Here is a 17,945-nt window from a genome sequence, read left to right as displayed (position 1 = left end):
CCGATACTGTTAGGCCTATTGAAATAGTCTCAAAATGAAAAAAGAATTACAGCAGAAACGCCTTCGAAGTCGGGCCGTTGCAACTAAGCAATACGCCAAACGTTACGCTAAAGCTATACGTAATAAGATTACTGGCAAGAAGCCGACCCAAGGTCATGTTAAGGTAAAAAGGTTTTGCTTAACTGATACTGAGTTGGCCTTTATCCAACAGGAAATAGAAAACGGGAACAATAAATTCGAGAAGCTTATCGGTTTCAAAACTGATGAATTTAATCATCACAGTGAAGTAAGGATCTCGCTAGATGCCGCCAAGGCGTTAATTGCGAATAGTTTGCCTTCTACAGATATAACCACATTAGTTACTTTTATACTGAATCATGCAGACTTCCCAGTTAGCCAATTCATAATGAATGAAGACCTCTCTCCTGAGGTTTTTAGAGATTTAGCGATACTTTTTAGAAAGGTTAGCAAAAGTACGAGCTTTTATTTGATTGCAAGGGCCAAGATGATTCGGCCTAATGGTCGTATAATCTCTAACCTTTTTAATTCGATAGCAGACGAATACATAGCTACTTTAAATGTAGGCATTGGGGTTATCACATACAATAGAAAAGACCATTTAGCAAAAACTGTCGAAGCCATCAAAGCCTTCACAACAGGTGATTATCAACTTGTTGTTGCTGACGACGGCAGTAAAGACGATACAGTAGAGTGGTGTAAACAGAATAACGTACCTCATACTTATTGTGCGAATAAAGGCGTTGTTCGAAACAAAAACAGGGCTTTGTATTATCTCAACGAAGTCAAAAAAGTTGATGTTTTAATTTTGCTAGAGGACGACTGTCGGCCGAATAAAGAAAACTGGCAAAAAGAGTGGGTGATTGCTGCGCTTTTATGGGGTCACATTAATTATGCGCATAAGCGAATAATCAAAAAAGAAGATGCAGTGGTTTCTGGTACTGGATCGAGTACTTTACCGTATCTTTGCAGGTTGGTAACAGGGCAATGCACAGCTTGTAGCAAGGACGCAATGGATAATATAGGTTACTTGGATCCAAGGTTTAGTGGCTATGGTGCCGGACATGTCGAGTGGACTGAGAGGTTCATCCGGCAGGGGTACAACGGCAGCACGGAAAAACACTGGGTGTACCCTGCAATCAACACTGGCTTAAATTCTGATGACGCACCAACTTTCAAAAATCCCGAGCAGTTAGAAAAAAACAGAGCGCTGAAGAAAAAAATAAGCAAAGATGCTCACAAGCGTGAACCTTGGGTAAATACTGATGAAGAAAATGAGTTTCTTGAAGAAATAGAATCTATTAAAGATCAATAAAACAGCGAATTATTTGTAACTACTATTTTTATTATTGACGCTAGATAATTCGCCAATCAATAATACAAGAATACTGATGAAATGTTATTCGCCGAATTTGGAATTAAAGTATGGATGCTGTAATGTTGCGTGGTTTGTTTTTTTAGTTTTATTATGTGTAGCTTCATGTGGCGGCGACTCCCAATCGTCCCCACCAACGGTGTCTGAACAGGAGCAATTAAGTCGCTCTTATTCAATAACTTTACCACAAGAAATTGTTTCTGATGACACAATCATCTTAACTGTAAACGCCTCTAATAACAGCAATCCGCAAAAGGTTACTGTAGAGTCGTGGAGTACATCATTGGAAGCTTCGCTAAACATAGTGAATACCAGTGAAGGCAAGTTCAGTTTAATTGCGCCCCAAGTACGTAAGCGCACATCATTTAGTATTACAGCAAACCTAGTAAATGAAGCCGGAACGAAATTTAATGTCAGCGCGCAGTCTTTAATACTTCCTTCCAAGCCAAATCTAATTGTCATTTTCACCGACGACCAAGGATATGCTGATATCGGTGCCCATAACATTGTTAACGACATCAACACGCCTAATATAGACAAGTTAGCGGCCAATGGGGTGCTATTTTCTAACGGCTACATAACTGCCCCCCAATGCACACCCTCGCGAGCGGGAATGGTTACTGGTGTTTATCAACAACGATTTGGAGTAGATGACAACCGATATACACCAATACCTGAAAATGTGGTCACCATGGGAGACCGTTATTCTGACCTTGGTTATACAACAGGAATGGTTGGCAAGTGGCACCTTGAAATAGATCAAAATTCAAAGCCATGGTTTAAAGAAAACTTTCCTGATACACCCATAAGTGAGTTTAACCCAGGAAGGTTACCTTCATCGCTCAAGGAGCGATATTACCCGTCATCAAAAGGTTATAAATACAATTATTTCGGTTACGCAAACCGTTACTGGGCTAACTATGACCTTAAGGGCAATCAAACCCAGTTGGGCTGGATAAGTAATTCTGACTACAGGTTAGATGTTGTTTCAGATGCAGCGACGCAATTTATAGATATAAATCACGATGAGCCGTTTTATCTTCATGTTGCTCATTACGCACCACATGTACCTTTAGAGGCAACGGAAGATTACTTATCACTCTTCCCTGAGCAGTCATCTAATCGGCGTAGATACGCATTGGCAATGATGTACGCAGTAGATGCAGGTGTAGGCAGCATAGTATCTAAGCTTGAAGAATATGGAATACTGGAAAACACTATTATCGCTTTTATCAGTGACAATGGTGCTCCAATAGGACTCGACTTTACTGATGCTCCCATAACAGAAAAAGAGGCTTGGAACGGTTCATTGAATGCGCCATTGCTGGGTGAGAAAGGTATGTTGACTGATGGGGGGATAAAAGTGCCCTTTATCGTCCATTGGCCCGAAAAGCTTCAAAGCAATACCGTTATAGATGAGCCTGTTATTAGCTTAGATGTGCTGTACTCTGCTATTAAACGTGCAGGTGCTTCTGAAACTGTTTTATCAGAACTCGACGGTGTTGATATTTTTCCAACTCAAGGTTTTGACAAGAGCGCTCTTATGAATCGCCCGCTTTTTTGGCGTTTTTGGAATCAGTCAGCAGTTCGTCTTGGAAACTATAAGTACCTTAAAATGGGCGCAGAGCACGAGTTTTTGTTTGATATGGCTTCAGACGAGGCAGTTTCCAGCAATTTAATTTCAGACATGCCAGACAAAGCAGAAGAACTCAAAAGTTTGTACGAGGCTTGGAATGTAGAGATGTATAGGCAGCCCCAACAAAACGCACTCAACTCTCAGGAGCGGGAGTGGTTGTCCTTTTATTTAACGCCTTAACGCTTTACTTTGGTGGGAGACTAGAGTCGCGTTTTACATTGCTTTTTAAAGCCTCATTTTATTTAAATGGTGTTATAGATTTAACTAAGTTCTAGAACTCTGATGTACATCAGGGTTATGCATTTATTGCGGTTGTCAGTGAGCCTGCAAATGGTAATATTAACCAATACAAACCTTTCAATGCCCACCGAAAATTTTCTATTAGATAGGACAAAATGGAAGCAGCAAATTACCCATTATTTTTTATTCATATATCTAAAACTGCAGGTTCTAGTTTCCGCGTAGCGGCCGAGCGCTACTTCGGTAAAGAGCATGTCTTCTATGATTATGGGCCTAAAGCAAATGAGACTAACCCAGACATACGAACGTTAGATTATGAAAAGCGTGACCGCTACGCAGCCGGAATGAAGATAGTAGAAAAAGCTAAATTCCTTACAGGGCACATTAATCATCCTAAATATGCGCCATTTATTCCGGCTAAGAATGCAATCACCTTCGTTCGTGATCCTATTCAACAAGTTCGTTCTCATTACGAGCATTTCACCCGCCATCACCGCTATAAGCGTTCATTCAGCGAATTCGTAAATGAACCGCGATTCAAAAACGTACAATACAAAGCGTTTCAAGGCACGTGGCCTGATGCTATTGGTTTTATAGGTTTGACAGAACGTTACAATGAATCATTAGCACTCATTAATAAGATGTATTCCATTGATATTCAAGGATTGGATATCAATAAAAATACCGAGAAAAAATCTTCAAGCTATGAATTATCAGGCGAAGAGATTGCGCTTATAAAAAAGCACAATAAAGAAGATTTTAAACTTTATGAATATGCACTTACACGTTTTGAACGGCAAAAGCTGGCTATAGAATCTGATACTCCTTTTATTCGCTTTGGTAAGACAAACATGGTTGCAAGTGATGAAGGCAAAATGATAAAGGGGTGGGCTGCCGATTATAACAGTCAGTCTCCTGTAGTCATTGACGTGCGTGTTGGTAAGAAAAAAATTGCTGAAATACCAGCCAGTGAATACAGAAGTACCGCTAATGAACGAAACATTCATCGAAACGGGTTTGTTGGGTTTAGTTTTACTTACCCTAAAAAGCTTAAGAATGGTACTCAACTTGATTTTGCGGCTAAGGAAACAGGTGAGATATTGCTTAGCGATACAATAGACCGCCAAGTATAGCGGTACATAATATGCCTTACAGCCAGTTTAATAAATCTTAGTTGTAGTAAATACAATATACTTTTTATATAACTTCTTCCTAGTAAGCTCGCCCTTTAAGTCAGTAGTTTTTTGATTTGAGCCTGAGTATATGGGCTGTCGTTTGTTGCCATAAGCCTTAATGGAGTTAAGATGGAAATAGTAAAGAGAGCTTTATCTCTTACACCCGAAATTCAAATTCATAATAAAGCAGTTGTCGTTCCTATTCAAAATTTAAGAAATGGAGAGTTTCAGGCTGGAGTTATGACTAATAGCGGCGATTTTTGTAAACATAGCGTACACATAAAGGCTGGCTTAAAATGTATTCCGCCGAGCGATGACTTTTCAGTGAGTAAAAAGGTAGCCGGGAAGCATTTATTCTGTGGAATGTTGCAAAATTCACACTTTGGCCACTTCATGGTTGAGAGTATATCAAGGCTTTGGGCGTCTAGTTTTCTAAAAGATATAGATAGTCTTGTTTTTTATAAGCGTGAAAAAAGGCGGGGTGTACCAAAGTTTGTAGAAGATTTTATTGCTCTATTTACAAACGAAATTTCTATTACGATAGTGGAAGAGGCAACAGAGTTCGAGACACTTTTTGTACCCAATCAACTAGGCATAGAACGTTCTGGAGTGTTTGTGCATCACAACGCCGCCGAGCCATGTGTAAATAACTTGATAGAAGCAGTGCGCGCTAGCTTACAAGGCAAAAACTTTCCAGAGAAACTATATGTTTCTCGTTCTCAACTTTCGGGTAGGGAAGGAGGCTTTGTTGGAGAGAGACAAGTTGAAAAAAACCTTGAAAATCAAGGTTATCGTGTTATTCATCCTGAAAAAATGTCTGTGTTAGAACAATTACAATTTTACGTAAGCGCAAAAAAGATCATATTTTCCGATGGTTCAGCATATCACCTCTTTGCAATTGTTGCTCAAGCTACCCAAAACGTTTTTGTTATTTGGAGGCGAAAAAAGCACTTTGATTTTGATTTTCAATTAATATCTAAAACAGGTGAGCTAAGCAAAGGTAAGCCGTATTTAAAAGGCTATTGGAAAGCGGCAGGACTTCCTGTTGTATCTTCAACCCAAGTTGCTGACTTAGACCATGACCAGCTGCATGAATCATTGGTAGCACACAACTTCATTGATAGAAGTTCAAGCTGGGATGTACTAGACGAAGAAACTATAGCAAAAGAAGTAGAGGCCATTTCAGCTTATCGAAAAGTCGAGATGGAATATGAACTATACTCCATGGCTTAATTATTAAAAAAATACGCGTCAAAAGGGAAGCTAACCCGTTTTGTTCAAGATGTTATTTCTTTAATTAAAACGGGTGTTATCAAACTAACGAGAGATATAGCCAGATTTTTAACTAAACCAGCTTCTTGAAAGACTCTGGAACTTCAAACAACGTATTTGGCGTAAGCATTGGAGGTTTAGTTTTTCCAGTAGAGTCGATCGAAGAACCTTCTCTTAACTGGTCTAAATAGGTAACGAGAGTTTCATTCATGGAACCGTCTGAGTAAAACAAGCCTTTTTTCAAAAACTTCTCAAAACTTACGAACCATTTCTTCCATGTCTCATCCTCAACTCTTTGATGTTGACCATCTTTTTCGCTTTTCCATTTCATATTTCGAGTTCTTTCTAGCCGTGTTAAACCGTACTGAAGGTCAAAATATCTCATGTGGAACATATATATATCATCAAATACAGTTTCGTGAGTTGAACCGTGAAAACCGGGTGACCAAGTGATAGGTTTGGCGATAATACAAGGTTTACACATTGGTGAGACAAACCGTACGTATGAGCGTTGTGATAGAACCGGTCTTGAAAAGTCTATAGTATCTTCTTCACTTGGAAGCTGCGTGACATTTAGACCTATCGCAGTAACTGACTTCCTATTCTTTACCCAGTTAGCAGTATAATCTTTAAGCCCCTGGTATCTTGCTGGGTTAGCAACTATAAACTCATCAACATCCACATGTATAACATGGCTAAAGTAATTAAGAAGTGAACTACAAAACTCGCTCAAAAACTTAGTTCTTTGCTGATTATCCTTGTACTCTCTAGGAACTCTTATGACATTAACTTCATGCCTATAGGGATCCAATGACCCATCATTCGAACCATTGTCTACAATATAGCAATTTTCCTTACCAACTTGCTCGCCATAGTATTTTATCCAAAGAGGAATAAATTCAGGCTCATTGTATACCATTGTAACTGCGGCTAGCATATTACGTAATCCTTATTTGCCATTAACTTACTGGGTATGTTGTTCTGACAGGGCTTTAAGCGACTGGTTATAACTTAACTTATTCTGCTCGAAAAATTGTGCGTATTTTTGGGCGTTATTAAGTCTAACGTTGTCGTAATTATTTGCATCTTCCTGTGTCCATTTGCACCACTCAATCAATTCTTCAGGTGTAGAGTTTTCTACATCTTTGTAGCGTACGAATGGAATACCGGTGGTGCTTGAAAGCTCTTCGGTACGAGAGTCGATAGCAATAACTTTGCCTGGTACTCCTGCTTGGATAGGCAGTGCTACGCCATGATATCGGGGACCAACAGCTAGACTGAACCTCTTTGAGTAATGCATCCAGTTTTGTGCGTCCGCAAAGAGCACGCCGTGGCTTCTAAACCAACTTGTAAGCGTCTCCCAGTCTCCCAAACTGTTGTATACCGTTTTCAGTCTTTCTTGCTGCTTACTATCGATAGTAGAGCCTTCGTTTAAACAGAGCTTGATAAGGCTTTCGGGGTGTTGTATCACATAATCGCCTTGATACTGGTTGACAAGTTCAACTAGCGTTTTTTCGAGCACATAGGACGGGTGCCATGGGTTACCTGCAGCCGTTAGTACTCTAAAATGTTTAGTAGATGTTTGGTGTTCTAAGCACTTTTGGCCTACATTCAGTTCCGTTGAAATAAATTGAGATGGACAACCAAAAGGATTTGAATCTACATCACAAGTTTGGATTACTTCAGATGTAAATGCGCCTCTAGTGATAATGTTTGATACCGAACTATCGGTCCTAAGTTCTTTTGATAATGCTAAAAGGCGTTTAGTTCCTTCTGGAATTTCAGGGTGAGTTCCCACGCTGTTGCTTTGTGCACCCAAACCGATAAACATGGTAGGTAAATCAAATGCTTTAAGCCTATCTGCCCAAGTTCCTAAATCGACATGTGCACCAATTTGATTTGCACAGCAAATAACCAGCATGTCATAGGCTTTATTCACTTGCTCGGGATTGTCTCCCCAATGTACTTCTCTAACTACATCAGCTTTAACTATCTTTTTAACACCTTCAACAAATGCAGTGTTTCCAGTGTTTCCACCTGTTGCCGACATCCATCGTTTCGAATCTGCAAATGCCATCTCCGACTTCACAAACCTGTCGATGTGAATTAAGTTTGTGATAATACCAATTTTCATATCTGTACCATTCTGATTTTAAAGCTAAAATTATCGCGTTTCGAAGAAAGACAAATGTTTTTCAGCGCACTCTGTGTAACTGAGAGGAGACGTTATGTTTTGATAAAAATCATTCCATATTGTTTTGTCAGTTGCCGCGTATTTTAACTTGTTTGCTAATTCTAGAGGGTTTCGGGCACTAAAGTGTAAACCATCAACACCATCTTTTACCTTTTCCGCCATTCCACCAATATTTGAAACAATAAGTGGTCTTCCAGCGGTGAAAGCTTCTTGAATAACCATCGGTGAGTTTTCCCACCATACTGATGGAACAATTACCCAATCAAGCTCATTTAATCTTGCTCTTTGCTCTTCTGGCCTGTAAGGGCCGACCCAGCGAAGGCAGCCTTCTTTAATAAGACTTTTTGCTAATTTCTTAATTTTTACTTGAAACTCACCTGACTGGGTTTCTAAGTTCGTCCCGTGAATTTCGACAAGAACAGACTTTCTTTCGTCTTTTGTCATGCTGCGCAAAGCTTCTAAAAGAACGTCTATTCCTTTATATGGGTTAACTTGCCCAAAAAAACCGAATCTATTCCTGGTTTCACCATCTTCAATCGCACGGGGGGCTAACGGAGGTAAGTCGCTCTGACCGTTCTCAATAACAACAATATCATTTTCATCAATACCCCAATTGATATATCGCTGACGTAAAAATTCGGAGGGGGAAATGAACCCGTCGGCTAGATCAAAAGTGGATTTAAAGTGATGCTTTCTTAGCCAGAAATCTTCGGCAGTATTTTCTGGAAAACAGCCTCTGCACTCATCAAAACTTTCGCTGCTACATAGCTTCATACCTTCGCCCGTCTTGACCATTTGGCCATTGTGTTTACAAATGGCCATGTACTCGTGAAGGGTTAGGTAAACTTTAATGTTGCTATCATACTTTTTAATTGCGCGTATGAACTCAAGCCCGATATGCGCGTAATGATGAATATGTACAATGGTAGGCTTTAATGATTTAAGCAAGTCAACAAACCATGTGGTTACAGATTCTTGATGTGCAGATTTCATTAAATGCCAATCGGCCACACCTTGTTCCCACAGGTATTCATTGTCTCGGCGTTTATGAATTTGACCCGTAACACCTCGTCCCCGGTCGGCGCGGGCGAGAAACCACGTATCTTCCACATCGTCATTTTTTTTGAATGCTTCAAACAAGTTATAAGCTGCAATTTCAGCACCGCCCAAACTAAAGTCTGGGTGACCATGAGATACCACTAAAATTCTTTGTTTCATGTGCTTAGTTGCTTCCTTTTAACCTTTGCTAACGCTTTGTTGTAGTAGTGAAGACCATTTATTTTGATGGCGGGTGGCATTGTATATTACCACTTTGGTTCTAAAATCGGGAGCGCCAGTTAAGTTAAACGATTGACGCTCTAGGTGCGTTAACTCTACAGTGGGAACGTATACGCAATGCTTACCTTGCTCTCTTATCTTGAAGCACAAGTCAGAATCTTCGAAGTCGCCTATTAGGTAACCGTTATCCCAACCCCCTACGGAATCAAACAGGGCTCGTGTCATGAGCATACATGCCCCCGTTACCGCTGGAACTACAGTCGCTTCAGAATGTGGGTCTAAACTCGGGTCAATGCCCATGTTAGGATGGTGGTTAGTCCAAATAGACAACTCATTCCTATATACGAATTCCATACCAGCGTGCTGGATAGAACCGTCTGCGAACAAAAGGCGAGGAGAAACGACACCAAAGTCTGAGTTACTATTTAAAACATCCGTAAGCTGTTCAACCCAGCCTGGATTCGTAGGGAACGCATCGCTATTTAAAAATAGAAGATAATGCGCCGTTGCGTATTCAACACCCAAATTATTTGCGCCTGAAAAACCTCTATTTAATCCACCCCAAACAACTTTGAAAGGTATGCCATAAAGCGCATGGATATCGCTAGAAAGTTTTTTAAAGGGCTCAACCAAAGTAGGGTCGTCGATAACGTAAATCAATTCGCAATGATTTTGAATAAAGAGATCTTTTGAGAAACACTGCATTTGCGCTTCTACAAAATCCACTCTGCCGTACAGGGGAATGATTATGCTTGCTTCAGGATTGCTACACTCCCCAAAGCTATATACTTCATGTGGCATAGCAGCGATAGCTTTATTTTTTTGCGCGATAGCGCTGGAAATCAAAGGCTCATCAATTTTGCTAATTCGCTTTGGGAGTTCTGATAAGGGCGTATTTATCGTGGCTAAAAATTCAGCCAGTTTTTTTGGCGTAGACTCAATACGCTCAACTTCACACTGAGCGACTTCGTGAGCACCTTCTGAAGATAAAGCGTAAATTTTGAGAACTGTCCCAGGATTACATGCCGTCAACGCTTGAACAAAACCCGTAAGTGGTAACGCTTCAGTCATCTCATCTTCGAATGCGTTGTATACATCCTCACGATACTGGAAAAAAGCGGAACGCATCGGAAGAATTTGTCCTTGATTCGTTTCAAACCAAATAAATGAATTCTGCTTTCGTATAACCCACCCGGAAGTGACTGCTTCACTTCCACTTCCAGTGGCTTTCACTGAATCGATGAAAGCTTTTACATGAGGATGAGGCCCATTTGCTTTCGGTACTATTTTTGTCCAGTTTGCAAAGCGTTCAAAATTATTCGAAGAAAATTCAGTGTTAGTGCCAAGAATGTCACATGCTTCACTAAAATATTTAGAGTTTTCGTACTCTGAATCGGCGAAATTATTTGTTCTAACTAAAGAACGCAGGTCGTCATTACCTTTTGCGACTAGACCTCCATTGCGACCCTCAGCTTTTCCGTAATGTAAGTAATGGAAAAATGGATTGACACCGGAAGCGGCTACATCAGGGTAGGCAATCAAGTATTTACTTGTTGAAAACCACTCACATGGATCTAGTCCTTCTTTCCACCCTTCTTTTAAAAAGTGGCTAAGGTAGTCGTTTGTTTCCAAAAACTTATATTTTTTTGCGTAAAACTCAGCATCGAACTCAGTTTCTATGAGGTTTTTTATTGAAGCTTCTGTAATGTTGCCTTTATTTTTCTTGAAAACGCTAAGCACCTACTTCTCCATGTGAGGATTGTCATTATTCGATAATTTGCATGAGATATTACTACAACCGCATTATCTAGTGCAAAGTATAGAGAAAACCAATATTGTAGATTGTGCTATTTGAGGTCTAAAAGTACCTAGATTGAGAACTTGCAGATATCAGGTAATATTGTCTTAAATTTATATTAGATGCATTCAATTGTGCTCAGAGGAAGTTGAGGAAAAATATGTCGGAGCTAGAATCGATCTTGAAGGGCCATATAGACCGTCTTGAAAGCGGCGTGTTACAGGGATGGGCTGCGAGAGTAGGCGACGAATCTCCAATCGAACTGGCGGTGTACGATGACGAGGGGGTACTTCTCGGAGAGGGGGTTGCTGACTTATATCGAAAAGATCTTGAATCTGGGGGTATTAACAAGGGTAATCACGCCTTTTCTTTTGAAGTGAATACCTTACTTATGGAAGCAGGTCGAGCAATTGTTATAAAATGCAAACAAACTGAAAAGGTCATAGCAAGATCTCGTTTTGAAATAGAAATTTCAAAACCATCTGCAAGTGTGACAATTGAAAACCTGTTAGGTAATAAGCTTTCGTTTACAATTTACAACCATAGCATCGGCGAAGAGAGAAAAATTCTTACCTTTAGCATAGGCAAGGAAAAAATTGGTACCTACGAGTTTAGCAATAAAGAGAAAATGCACTCATCACACATTTGGGTTCCCGCAAAATTTCTTGATAATGCATGTCACGTCATAAACGTGGGCGTTCAAGGCGAGGTTGCAAGCTATGGAAAGTTGGAAATAAAAGGTGACCCAATCCTCACGCCATGGGACTTTTTAAATCATAGTAGAAAAGAAGCACACTTCATTTCCAAACCTGCTAGTGCCGATGGTCGCTATGAGTCTTTAACACTTCATCTAAGTGATTCAAATCGATTAAGTGATATCAAAGATTTGTCCATTGCTCATACAGTTTTGGTTGAGGGTTATCAGGGAAGAAAATCATATCCGTCATTTTCTCTTCCTAAGGTTGAAAGCCCTGTAGCGTCTATAATAATTCCAGCATATAACAAGTTCGAGCTTACTTATCACTGCATTGCCTCTGTTCTTCTCGCATACAACAAGACGTCTTTCGAAGTCATATTGGCCGATGATTGCTCTACTGATGAAACAGCAAAAGCGGAAGAAATAATAGGCAATCTAGTTGTTTCTAGAAACGAAGAAAATTTACGCTTTCTCAAAAGTTGTAATAAAGCATCTGAGCTAGCGAAAGGCGATTATGTCATTTTTCTAAACAATGACACCGAAGTGAAAAGTCACTGGCTTGATGAGCTTGTTGCGCAGCATAAAGCTGATGAGCATGTGGGGCTTACAGGTTCTAAGCTACTAAACCTAGACGGAACCTTACAAGAAGCGGGTGGAATAGTATGGGCTACAGGAGAGCCTTGGAACGCAGGGCGTAACGGCAATCCATTTGACCCAGCGTGGAACTATGTACGTGAAGTGGATTATGTTACTGGCGCAGCAATGTGTGTAACTAAATCAGTGTGGGAAGAGGTTGGTAAATTCAGTGAGGAATATGCACCATGTTATTACGAAGATACGGACCTCTCATTCAAAGTACGGGACGTAGGTTATAAGGTGCTTTATGTGCCACATTCTGAAGTTATTCATTTTGAAGGTCAGTCTCATGGTACAGACGTAACTAAGGGCTTAAAGCAGTATCAAGTAGTTAACGAAACAACGTTTAGACGAAAATGGTTTAACACTTATAAAAAAGGGTCCAAACCAACCCTTAGTACTATGCATCTAGAAAAAGATAGAAATGTCGAACAGCGTGTAATGGTCATAGATTATGCTACACCGATGCAAGGAATGGACGCTGGCAGTCATGCTGCATTGCAAGAGATAAAAATGATGCTGGCGTTAGGGTTTAAAGTAACCTTCGTGCCAGCGAATCTAGCGCCTATGGGTAAATACACCAGTGTTTTGCAAAAAATGGGCGTAGAGGTCTTGTATGTGCCTTTCTACTATTCATTGGACGATGTATTACAGCGAAGACTGGGTGAGATGGATGCTGTTTATATTACCCGTTACGATGTCGCTCAAAAATATGTTGACGTAATAAAAGAATCAGACACACCAATCCTATTCAATAATGCAGACCTTCATTTCCTCAGAGAAATTCGTGCAGCTTTGGTTAACAATGATGAGGAGGCTATGGATTTAGCCCTATTAACGAGAGATGAAGAGTTAGAAGTTTGTCAGAAAGTTGACGCCATACTTACATATAATACTACAGAACAGGCAGTAATTTCGAGCCATATCGCGCAAGAAGCCAATATGCATATTACTCCATGGATAGTCGAACCCAAAGATAGCGGCCCCCAATTCCATGAGAGAGAAGGTATTGCATTTCTTGGTGGGTATAACCATAAACCGAACACGGAAGCTGTGGAATATATGGTTAAAGAGGTGATGCCGAAACTGAAAGTTCGACGACCTGACATCACCTTTTTCATCTATGGCAGCAAAATGCCTGAACATTTCAAGGACTTTGAAACTGATAATGTAAAGGTAAAAGGTTTTGCAGAAAAATTAGACGGCGTTTACCACAATCACAAGGTATTCATCGCGCCGTTACTCTCTGGCGCGGGTATTAAAGGGAAAGTTTTAGACGCTTTAGCATATGCTACGCCTACTATTCTCACTTCCATCGCTGCGGAAGGAACTGGTCTCACAAATGGAATTAATACAATAATTGCCGACGACGTAGACGAGTGGATTGAGGCAATTATAAAGCTGTACGACGATGACAAACTTTGGAAACAGTTTAGTGAAAATAGCGAAATACTAGCTAGAGAGAATTTTTCTTACCAAAATGGCGTTAAGAAAATGAGAAAAATCTTCGAGTCTGTTGGTATTTTTACGTCATTATAGAATATTGTAAGTTTTATAAAAGCCACTTTCTTAGTGGCTTTTTCATTTGCTACACGGAAGGAAATCAAATGTTCCCTGAGGTGGAAGTAAACATTATTTTTAGTTTTCTGTTGAAAAAGTGAACAGCGTGCTCTAATGTGACTAAAATCTATTTACTAGTATTTTGATTTATTGACAGGGACGCCTTATGAGTACCATTCGCTTGGCTCTAACTAGATGCTTATTACTCGCACTAGTTTCGTTTTCTACGCAGGTTTGCGCTACCACTTACCAAAGTTTTCAAGAATTGTTAGACAACGAGTCATTAATTCTCTCAGTTGACGAAACCACGCTTGATGAATACGGGATTATAGTCGAAGGAATATTAATTAAGTCAGACGCGGGTTCATGGAGCTTCTCAGATCGTACACAAACACAGATTGTTCCATCTTACGATATTGTATTCTCCACAGCGGGAAATCAGCTTACACAAACTTATCTAGACAAATCACACGGAAGCACCTCATTTCAAACTCATGATGTTTACAGTGATACTTACCGGGATCGATGGGGAGACCAAGTAGCTGATCAACTCATTGCCGCGTTCGAGCAAGGTTTAATAACTCAAACACCGTCCTTACAGTGGACAAGTGTGACTGACAATGTTGTCTATACAATAGCCAACACAGCGGATGGCTATTTTGACGTTAACGCCAATGTCACAGTCGAGGAAATACTATATATTCCAGGAGATGTTGTTAACGGAATTGAAGGTGGATGGCAAGGCGAGTCGGAAATTTCTGCGTTTTCAACAAACGTATATAATGGATTACGTTTCGAGTTTGGAATAGCAGATAGAGGGCTTTCGTTTGACAGCCTAGAGGGGATGAGTGCCGCTATTCCAGTTGTCGATGAAATAGATTTTCAATTCGGTGACGAAGTAAATTCGATTGTGCATGACATTTTCGAATTATCGAGCACGCCTGTAACATCAATAAGTCAAATTCTTGAAGACGCATACACAACTGAGCTCAAAAGTAACGAAATTTTGGTTAATATGAATGGAGTTCTGTTTGTTATCACCCCCATCCAGAAAGTTAATGAGTCGGTGTGGACTGTTCTTGTTGAAGTAAGCGCTGAGGGGGAAACGTATCGCTTTGCTCGTGAGTTGGTGGCGATTGATGGCTCGGCTAAAAATTTTGGTTCTGGGTTAGTCTCAAACTTTCCCTTTGTTTATAACGCTAATATTAACGGTCGTATTGACGCTTGGGCGAATGACAAAGGTTGGCCTATTTGCGACATGTTATATGCTTACTCCTTCAGCAATGACGGTACTTTTAATCGAGGTGTTCACTGCACCAATGACACGATCCTAATGGGAACTTCAGGTTGGACATGGACAGTGCTAGATAGGAAAGTTTCGTTAAACTTCGATTCTAGTTATGCTATTCGAGAGAGAAACTGGATACCACTAACAACCAACGATAATGGTTTAACGTTTGTATTGGAATACAGTACTTATGAAGACGTTCCTAGTGGTACGAGTGGTGTGTGGATGGCTCCTCGTATCAATTACTTGGAACTAGTAGATCTTAGTCACTACAAAGATGAATACATCGCAGGTGGATTTGACGGTGATAATGACGGTGACGGAATATCAGACTCTGATGACGATGACGACGATAACGACGGCATGGAAGATTACTTCGAAGAAAGTTATGGTCTAAATCACCTAAATAGCAATGATGCCAATCAAGATGCAGATAATGATGGGTTAACCAACCTTGAAGAGTTTACATTAGGAACGAACCCTACAAATTCTGACACGGATGGAGACCGAGTGCCGGACGTAGTTGACGATTTCCCTACAGACGCATCAAGAACAGATGCTTCAACTCAACTGTTTTCATTTACATACACATTTGATGGCAACGCTCGAGGTACTGCTGGGCATGAATTAACCGCTGTAGTAGAAGGTGCGTTGCTTGAAGATAATGACACAATCGTAATTACTAATGTAGTAAGTGCCTCTTTATCAGGTATTGAGTACGACATTACTAGCGACTTAGCAATAAGAGCCGCCAACCCATCGCACGCCGCAAGGATGAGTCTTTCCGGTAATACACTAGATTTTTGGGTCTGTGTACAAGGGTTTACATTTACCGACAATGGAGGAGATTGTTCATTTGGGCTTGATGGCGGTTTCTTGATATCCCCCTATTTAGATTTCAATTCTCTAGACTGTATTACCTCTGATCCACAAGGTGATTGTATAACGTGGGCTTGGGCTGGTATTCCTGAATTAGGCGGTGATTATCGCGATGGTGACGTCCCCTTTAATCTTACAAACTGGTCTGCACGAGAAATAAGAACTTACACACCAGTAAATGATTTAAATGCAGATGGTAAATCTGATTTGCTATGGCGTAGTTTTGATAAAGGTTGGAACTTCTTGTGGACAATGAATGGAACTCAAACATCTGCTGCTACCCCAATCAATGTAGTACAAGAGTATACGTGGACGATGGATGGTCTCGGTGATTACGACGGTGATGGTAAATCGGACATTCTGTGGAGAAATAGCGCTACAGGTATGAACTTCATGTATTTGATGGATGGAGCAAGTATCAAGAGTCGATATGCGCTAAATGTCGTAACCGCAGGTAGGTGGGAATTAGTAGGTAACGGTGATTTTAATGGCGATGGTATAGGCGACGTAATGTGGCGTAACGTAGAACGGGGAGACACGTGGTTCTACATGATGAAAGATGGGCTTATTGAAACAAGTCAGCCGTCTCTATGGGTAACAGACTTAGATTTTAAAGTGGCAGCGACAGGTGACGTTAACGGCGATGGCTCAGAAGACATAATTTGGCGTCACAATGGTACTGGCCGCAATTATATTTGGATAATGGAAAACGGTAGTATAGCGAGCAGATACAGCCTCAATGTTATTAATACAGACTGGTCTATTGTGGGGGCGGGAGACTTAGACGGCGATGGAACTGATGATATAGTTCTACGCAATCAAGTTGACGGTAGAAATTGGGCGTATTTAATGAAAGATGGTCAAATTGAAACTAGTACTCTTATTAATCAAGTTGCGGATTTAAATTGGGAAATTAGCAATGTTGGCGATTATGACGGCGACGGCAAAGCAGATTTCATGTGGCGAAACGAAACGACAACTCGTAATCTTATCCACTTAATGAACGGAACGACAATCAAAAGTCGCGGAGTATTACGACCGACAGACGATACATGGAAGGTAGCTAAGTAGGTCTACTTATACTAGATAGAAAAGGCGGTTCAACCGCCTTTTTTTTATATAAGTTCTATGTTATTTTGAAATAATGTTTTAAGGAAAGGAACTCCGTAAATGAAGCGTATTTCATTTATAACAGGGATGGTCGTCATAAGCGTTGCTAGTGGTTTACTGTACCTAAACACCACACGCGACGAAAAGAAACCCCTTCAAGATACTCACTCTGTCGTCAAACGCGATGAAAAAGAGCTAGATGTTAAATACGGCAACGGTGACCCAAAAGCACCCAGCAGTATATTAAGCAATGTTTCTGAACCCCAAAAAAGCAGGCTGAAAGAACAGCAGTTAGAGCAGGACGAACCCCTGACTACTGATGTTTTTTCATCTACCAGCCGTGACGGGAACAGCCAATCACGTATTAAAGTACAGTTACTAGATGCTAATAAAAACGCTCAAACAGTGACCACGGGCAATATCCATAAGCAACCAACCTCACTACTGAATTACGGCTTTAAACGAACAAAAGACGTTTATTCTGGTATTGATGTTATTGAATATGTTGATGGAGGAAAAGTCGACTTTGATTTCCACGTAACACCCGAAGGTAACATATCTGATATAGAAATGCGCTTTTCGGAAGCATCCACCGTGACTATGGATAGTGAAGGAAACCTTCTTATCACCGCGTATAACGGTACAACACAGTATGTAAGTCGTCCTAGAGCGTGGCAAGAAAACGATGGCCAAAGGCAGGTGCTTCAAAGCAGCTATGTAGTCGATGGCAATCTCGTGTCTATTGATGTACCAAATTATCGTTCAGATAAAACACTAGTTATTGATTAA

General features: G+C 40.5%; 11 protein-coding genes. 7 read left to right on the top strand and 4 right to left on the bottom strand.

Annotation, left to right across the window (positions count from 1 at the left end; translation table 11 throughout):
* The first annotated feature begins 34 nt into the window (after window positions 1-34).
* The 4 genes from KUL49_RS14660 to KUL49_RS14645 all read left to right on the top strand — a co-directional run bounded on the left by KUL49_RS14660 (window position 35) and on the right by KUL49_RS14645 (window position 5,677).
* A complete protein-coding gene (locus KUL49_RS14660) occupies window positions 35-1,333 on the top strand; it encodes a glycosyltransferase family 2 protein (protein WP_131137789.1) in 1,299 nt (432 codons plus the stop codon).
* Window positions 1,334-1,409: 76 nt separating this feature from the next.
* Window positions 1,410-3,209 (top strand): sulfatase-like hydrolase/transferase, encoded by a 1,800-nt coding sequence (locus tag KUL49_RS14655; RefSeq protein WP_131137788.1) that lies wholly within the window; start codon window positions 1,410-1,412, stop codon window positions 3,207-3,209.
* A gap of 215 nt (window positions 3,210-3,424) precedes the next feature.
* On the top strand, window positions 3,425-4,402 hold the full coding sequence (locus KUL49_RS14650; RefSeq protein ID WP_131137787.1) for a sulfotransferase family 2 domain-containing protein: 978 nt from the start codon (window positions 3,425-3,427) through the stop codon (window positions 4,400-4,402).
* A 171-nt stretch (window positions 4,403-4,573) separates the two neighbouring features.
* Window positions 4,574-5,677, top strand: a complete 1,104-nt coding sequence (locus tag KUL49_RS14645; RefSeq protein WP_131137786.1) for a glycosyltransferase 61 family protein — start codon at window positions 4,574-4,576, stop codon at window positions 5,675-5,677.
* Window positions 5,678-5,789: 112 nt separating this feature from the next.
* Here the strand turns inward: KUL49_RS14645 and KUL49_RS14640 are convergent, their stop codons facing one another.
* The 4 genes from KUL49_RS14640 to KUL49_RS14625 are packed head-to-tail and all read right to left on the bottom strand — an operon-like array spanning window position 5,790 to window position 10,928.
* The gene (locus KUL49_RS14640) at window positions 5,790-6,653 is read right to left on the bottom strand and encodes a glycosyltransferase family 2 protein (protein ID WP_131137785.1); all 864 of its coding nucleotides are present in this window, start codon (window positions 6,651-6,653) and stop codon (window positions 5,790-5,792) included.
* A 27-nt stretch (window positions 6,654-6,680) separates the two neighbouring features.
* Window positions 6,681-7,850, bottom strand: coding sequence for a polysaccharide pyruvyl transferase family protein (locus tag KUL49_RS14635; RefSeq protein WP_131137784.1), 1,170 nt, complete (start codon window positions 7,848-7,850; stop codon window positions 6,681-6,683).
* Between the two features lie 30 nt (window positions 7,851-7,880).
* Window positions 7,881-9,128 carry a glycosyltransferase family 4 protein gene (locus tag KUL49_RS14630; RefSeq protein WP_131137783.1) on the bottom strand — a complete coding sequence of 416 codons (1,248 nt, stop codon included), beginning with the start codon at window positions 9,126-9,128 and terminating at the stop codon, window positions 7,881-7,883.
* A gap of 18 nt (window positions 9,129-9,146) precedes the next feature.
* Window positions 9,147-10,928: a glycosyltransferase family 2 protein gene (locus tag KUL49_RS14625; protein WP_131137782.1), complete on the bottom strand. Its 1,782-nt coding sequence runs from the start codon at window positions 10,926-10,928 to the stop codon at window positions 9,147-9,149.
* Window positions 10,929-11,146: 218 nt separating this feature from the next.
* Here KUL49_RS14625 and KUL49_RS14620 point away from each other — a divergent pair, with 218 nt between their 5' ends.
* The 3 genes from KUL49_RS14620 to KUL49_RS14610 all read left to right on the top strand — a co-directional run bounded on the left by KUL49_RS14620 (window position 11,147) and on the right by KUL49_RS14610 (window position 17,945).
* Complete coding sequence (locus KUL49_RS14620) at window positions 11,147-13,858, top strand: glycosyltransferase (protein ID WP_131137781.1); 2,712 nt, start codon at window positions 11,147-11,149, stop codon at window positions 13,856-13,858.
* A gap of 187 nt (window positions 13,859-14,045) precedes the next feature.
* A complete protein-coding gene (locus KUL49_RS14615; RefSeq protein ID WP_131137780.1) occupies window positions 14,046-17,117 on the top strand; it encodes a VCBS repeat-containing protein in 3,072 nt (1,023 codons plus the stop codon).
* Window positions 17,118-17,216: 99 nt separating this feature from the next.
* Window positions 17,217-17,945, top strand: a complete 729-nt coding sequence (locus KUL49_RS14610; protein WP_131137779.1) for a hypothetical protein — start codon at window positions 17,217-17,219, stop codon at window positions 17,943-17,945.

The organism is Alteromonas sp. KUL17 (assembly GCF_006538305.1).
GTDB lineage: Bacteria > Pseudomonadota > Gammaproteobacteria > Enterobacterales > Alteromonadaceae > Alteromonas > Alteromonas macleodii.
The sequence above is the reverse complement of the archived record's forward strand: the minus strand, read 5'-3'. Positions and strand labels throughout refer to the sequence as shown.

What these genes read in the sequence shown, in the direction of transcription:
- KUL49_RS14645 (WP_131137786.1), top strand. Translation starts at nt 4,574, where the DNA reads ATGGAAATAGTAAAGAGAGCTTTATCTCTTACACCCGAAATTCAAATT.
- KUL49_RS14610 (WP_131137779.1), top strand. Translation starts at nt 17,217, where the DNA reads ATGAAGCGTATTTCATTTATAACAGGGATGGTCGTCATAAGCGTTGCT.
- KUL49_RS14655 (WP_131137788.1), top strand. Translation starts at nt 1,410, where the DNA reads ATGAAATGTTATTCGCCGAATTTGGAATTAAAGTATGGATGCTGTAAT.
- KUL49_RS14615 (WP_131137780.1), top strand. Translation starts at nt 14,046, where the DNA reads ATGAGTACCATTCGCTTGGCTCTAACTAGATGCTTATTACTCGCACTA.
- KUL49_RS14640 (WP_131137785.1), bottom strand. Translation starts at nt 6,653, where the DNA reads ATGCTAGCCGCAGTTACAATGGTATACAATGAGCCTGAATTTATTCCT.
- KUL49_RS14650 (WP_131137787.1), top strand. Translation starts at nt 3,425, where the DNA reads ATGGAAGCAGCAAATTACCCATTATTTTTTATTCATATATCTAAAACT.
- KUL49_RS14630 (WP_131137783.1), bottom strand. Translation starts at nt 9,128, where the DNA reads ATGAAACAAAGAATTTTAGTGGTATCTCATGGTCACCCAGACTTTAGT.
- KUL49_RS14620 (WP_131137781.1), top strand. Translation starts at nt 11,147, where the DNA reads ATGTCGGAGCTAGAATCGATCTTGAAGGGCCATATAGACCGTCTTGAA.
- KUL49_RS14635 (WP_131137784.1), bottom strand. Translation starts at nt 7,850, where the DNA reads ATGAAAATTGGTATTATCACAAACTTAATTCACATCGACAGGTTTGTG.
- KUL49_RS14660 (WP_131137789.1), top strand. Translation starts at nt 35, where the DNA reads ATGAAAAAAGAATTACAGCAGAAACGCCTTCGAAGTCGGGCCGTTGCA.